The organism is Bradyrhizobium liaoningense (assembly GCF_018130785.1).
In the GTDB taxonomy this organism is placed as follows: Bacteria; Pseudomonadota; Alphaproteobacteria; order Rhizobiales; family Xanthobacteraceae; genus Bradyrhizobium; species Bradyrhizobium liaoningense_A.
This window is the reverse complement of record NZ_JAFCJT010000056.1, coordinates 1-4258: the sequence shown is the minus strand read 5'-3', so window position 1 is coordinate 4258 and position 4258 is coordinate 1. Positions and strand designations below refer to the sequence as shown.

General features: G+C 63.9%; 1 protein-coding gene. It reads right to left on the bottom strand.

Annotated features, from left to right (window positions below):
• Nucleotides 1-4258: DUF5801 repeats-in-toxin domain-containing protein (locus tag JQ627_RS38815; protein WP_212489588.1), on the bottom strand; the 4258-nt coding region annotated here is incomplete at both ends.

The window sequence follows — 4258 nt, the reverse complement described above, 5'->3', positions numbered from 1 at the left end:
TGATGCTGGCCGTTCTGCGCCTGATCGACCTCGACCGTGGGCGTGTCGTCGTTGACCTTCACGGTCAGCGAGCCGGTATCCTGGTCGCCGTCACCGTCGGTCACGGTGAAGCCGATCTTCACCGAGATGTTTTCTTCCGTCGTGCTGTTGGTCGGGTGGACCAGCGGCTCGCTGACCTTGAAGGTGTAGGAGCCGTCGGGGGCAACATCGAGCGTGAAGACGACGTTGTGCGAGGTGCTCCCCGTCGCCGTCAGGATCGTGTGGCCGTTGCTCGTCGTGGTCGCGTAGCTGAGCGTCTCCTGCCCGGCCAGGCCGCTTCCCAGCTTGTAGATCGCCTTGATGTCCGTGGGCGTCGCAAAGGTGATGGTCTTGATGCCGTCGGCGCCCGGCGCGAACAGCGAACCGGCTCCGCCCGTGGTCGAATTGACGCTGGGCGAGACGTCACCGTTGCCGCCGAAGTTCACCGGCGTGAACAGCGACTGCGCCTCGTCGTCCAGGGTCTTGTCGGCCGTGACGTCGTAGGCCTTCGGAATGTCGTCGACGATGGTCACCTTCAGCTGGCCGGTCATGGCGATCGTGTCGCCGTCGCCGTCCGTCGCCACCAGCACCGAGCCGAAGTCGATATTGGGAATGCTGCTGCTTCCCGACTTCAGCGCGGTGTTTGCGCCGTTGTCGGTGACATGATCGAGGCTGTCGTAGAGCTTGAACGTATAGCTCCCCGTCGACGCATTGACCTGCAGCGTGAAGACGGCGTGACCGTTGGCGCTGGCGGTCAGCGTGTCGCCGTTGACCTGGTAGGTCAGCGCCGTGCCGTGCGAGGTGAGGTTCAGATTGCCCAGCGTCGTCGCTGTACTGGTCGCGAACGTGTAGGCATTCGCCCCCGGCCCGTCCGCACCGAAGTTCACATGACCCGAAAGCGTGCCGAAGACGTCGGCCGGACCCGGGCTCTCATTGTTGGGGCTGTTGGTCCAGGAGCCGTCGCCGTTGCCGTCGTTCGGGCTGGTGCCGTGCGCATACGAGGTGTCGATGTCGTTCTCGGCGACCTTCTCGGCGATCGCCGTCCCCGCGATGCTCGGACCGTCATCCTGGAACTGGATCTGGCCGGAAATGTCGACGGACTTGGTCGCCGTATCGCCATCGCCATCCGTGACGGTCACGCTGGCGAGCACATTCTTCAGTCCGGTGGCGGCCTCGTCATAGCTGGTGCCGCCGGTCGGGTTCTTCAGCGAGACGTACTGCGCGATGCTGACCCTGCCGTCCTGCGAGATCGCAATGGCAAACGCAGCCGGATCGCTGCTGGTGATGGTGCCGCCGTTCACGTCATAGCGGCCAACGATCAGGCCGTTGCTGTCCATGAACAGATGGATCGCGCGGCCATCGGTGGTCGTCAGGCCGGAATCGGCTCCGTCGCCGCCATTGATGGTCAGCGACAGCACCTGCGGATTGGTAAGGGCCTTGCCGTCGGTGCCGTAATCGGCCGTCACGGTCACCAGCGCTGACGTGCTGACCGCAAAGCCGATCGCACCGTGGTCCTTCGATCCCGAGGGAACGTCGTTGTCGACACCCTTGTTGAAGATGGCGTCGAACTTGGCAAGCACGCCCGTCGGCAGCCCGCCGCTGGTGACGTCATTCGAGGCATTCGGATCGGGCGAGGTCTGCACGCCCGGCGTTTCGTCCTCCACGACCTTTGCCGAGGTCGCGGCCAACGTCACCGTCGGGCCGTCATCCTCGATCTTGATCAGGGAGCTCTCGGAGCCCGCCAGCGTGACGGTTTTCGAGTCCGAAGCGACGTCGCCGTCGCCGTCCGTCGCGGTGACGGTCAGGGTGATGCCGAGGCTCGCATGAGGATCATCGAAGGTCAGCAGCGCAGCCTCGTCGCTCGAGGCGGTGTTGCTGTGCTCGATCGGCAGATACTGCTCGATCGTGATCTGCGGGTCGGAGGCCGAACCGGTGATGACGACGTGGATGGCGACATAGTCGCTGACATTGCCGCCGCCGCCGATGCCGATCTTGCCGACGATTGAACCATCGGCATCCTTGAACAGGTAGATCGTGCGCTGGGCATCCGTGAGGTTCGCCAGGGCCGTTCCGGCGAGCGCGGTCACGACGAGGTTGGTTTCCACGCCCGTCGAGGAGCCGTTCGAAACCGTGTTGCCGTGATCATCCTTCAAGGTGAAGGTGTAGGTCGAGGTCGGATTGGACTTGGCACCGTCGGCGCCGAAGCTGACGTTGGTGGCGAACAGCTCCGCCACGGAGACACCGTTGGCGGACGTCGGCGTCTTGATGATGCCGATTGCCTTGGTCGCATCTGCGGTTGTCAGCAGCGAGGGAGTGGTGACGCCGGAAACATCGTCGCCGGTGGCATTCGAATCGCCGGCAGTCGCGCCGATCGACTCGTCGAGCGTCAGCGTCGCCAGCGTGATGTTCTGATGCTGGCCGTTCTGCGCCTGATCGACCTCGACCGTGGGCGTGTCGTCGTTGACCTTCACGGTCAGCGAGCCGGTATCCTGGTCGCCGTCACCGTCGGTCACGGTGAAGCCGATCTTCACCGAGATGTTTTCTTCCGTCGTGCTGTTGGTCGGATGGACCAGCGGCTCGCTGACCTTGAAGGTGTAAGAGCCGTCGGGGGCAACATCGAGCGTGAAGACGACGTTGTGCGAGGTGCTCCCCGTCGCCGTCAGGATCGTGTGGCCGTTGCTCGTCGTGGTCGCGTAGCTGAGCGTCTCCTGCCCGGCCAGGCCGCTTCCCAGCTTGTAGATCGCCTTGATGTCCGTGGGCGTCGCAAAGGTGATGGTCTTGATGCCGTCGGCGCCCGGCGCGAACAGCGAACCGGCTCCGCCCGTGGTCGAATTGACGCTGGGCGAGACGTCACCGTTGCCGCCGAAGTTCACCGGCGTGAACAGCGACTGCGCTTCGTCGTCCAGGATCTTCTGGGCCGTGACGTCGTAGGCCTTCGGAATGTCGTCGACGATGGTCACCTTCAGCTGGCCGGTCATGGCGATCGTGTCGCCGTCGCCGTCCGTCGCCACCAGCACCGAGCCGAAGTCGATATTGGGAATGCTGCTGCTTCCCGACTTCAGCGCGGTGTTTGCGCCGTTGTCGGTGACATGATCGAGGCTGTCGTAGAGCTTGAACGTATAGCTCCCCGTCGACGCATTGACCTGCAGCGTGAAGACGGCGTGACCGTTGGCGCTGGCGGTCAGCGTGTCGCCGTTGACCTGGTAGGTCAGCGCCGTGCCGTGCGAGGTGAGGTTCAGATTGCCCAGCGTCGTCGCTGTACTGGTCGCGAACGTGTAGGCATTCGCCCCCGGCCCGTCCGCACCGAAGTTCACATGACCCGAAAGCGTGCCGAAGACGTCGGCCGGACCCGGGCTCTCATTGTTGGGGCTGTTGGTCCAGGAGCCGTCGCCGTTGCCGTCGTTCGGGCTGGTGCCGTGCGCATACGACGTGTCGATGTCGTTCTCGGCGACCTTCTCTTCGGTCGCCTTGCCGGTGATGCTCGGACCATCATCCCGGAACTTGATCTGGCCGGAGATGTCGACATGATCGCTGGCGGTGTCGCCATCGGCGTCCTTCACCGTCAGCTGAATGGATACGCTGCCGGTCGCGAGCGAGACCGCCTCGTTGTAGCTGTTGTAGCTGTTGGCGGCCGTCGCGTGGGCCGGCTGGTTGAGCGAGACGTACTGGGCGACCGAAACCTCGCCGGTGGTCGGATCGATCGTGATGGCAAATGCAGCCGGATCACTTCCGTTGACGACCGTATTGCCGTCGTTGGGCGCGTCATAGCGGCCGACGATGACACCGTTCTCGAGGAACAGGTAGATCTCGCGCCCTGACGTCGTCTGGAGACCGGAATCGACGCCACTCTTGGCCAGCGTCAGTTCGTACAGCTTCGACTGGGTGCCATCGGCGCCGTCCGCGCCGAAGTTGATGCTCGCGGAAACGAGGCCCGAATTCACGGCATAGCCGATCGCGCCATGATCCTTCTGTCCCGACGTAAAGTCGGGGTCGCTGCCCTTGTTGGCGACGCCGTTGAACGCCGTCTGGGCCGCCGTCGAAAGATTGGTAAACTGGACGTCGTTGGTGCCGGCCTGCTGACCGGGCGTTTCGTCGATCGTGAGGGACGTCTCGGTGGCCGACAGGGTCAGCTTCGGACTGTCGTCGTGAATGACGATCGTCGAGCTGATGTCGATGCTGGCGCTGTCCGTATCGCCGTCATTGTCCGTGATGGTCGCAGTCAGCGTGATCGGAACGCCGG